Annotated in this window: 1 rRNA gene; it reads left to right on the forward strand. The window is 61.5% G+C overall.

The window, feature by feature from the left end:
* Nucleotides 1-671 (forward strand): 23S ribosomal RNA (locus EHS19_RS10540); the annotation flags it as partial.

Here is a 671-nt window from a genome sequence, read left to right on the forward strand (position 1 = left end):
ACCGCGTGGAGGACCGAACCCACCTGGGTTGAAAACCGGGGGGATGACCTGGGGCTGGGGGTGAAAGGCCAATCAAATTCCGTGATAGCTGGTTCTCTCCGAAATGCATTTAGGTGCAGCGTCGGGGGTTACATCCGGGGGGTAGAGCTACTGGATGCTTGAGGGCCCGTATCGGGTACCGACAGCAGCCAAACTCCGAATACCCGTGATGCGGATCCCGGCAGTGAGTCGGCGGGGGATAAGCTCCGTCGTCGAGAGGGATACAGCCCAGATCGTCGTCTAAGGTCCCGAAGCGTGTGCTAAGTGGGAAAGGATGTGGAGTCGCCCAGACAGCCAGGAGGTTGGCTCAGAAGCAGCCATCCTTGAAAGAGTGCGTAACAGCTCACTGGTCTAGCGGCTCCGCGCCGACAATGTAGCGGGGCTCAAGCACACCACCGAAGACGCGGCAGTCCGTTTGGACTGGGTAGGAGAGCGTCCCCCGGGGGGCGAAGCCGTGGCGTGAGCCGATGGTGGACCTGGGGGGAGTGAGAATGCAGACATGAGTAGCGAAAGACGGGTGCGAATCCCGTCCGCTGGATGACCAAGGGTTCCGGGGCAACGCTCGTCGTCCCCGGGTGAGTCGGGTCCTAAGGCGAGGCCGACAGGCGTAGTCGAATGGATGAACGGGTTGA

Origin of the sequence: Bifidobacterium jacchi (assembly GCF_009078285.1) — a bacterium.
Lineage (GTDB): Bacteria > Actinomycetota > Actinomycetes > Actinomycetales > Bifidobacteriaceae > Bifidobacterium > Bifidobacterium jacchi.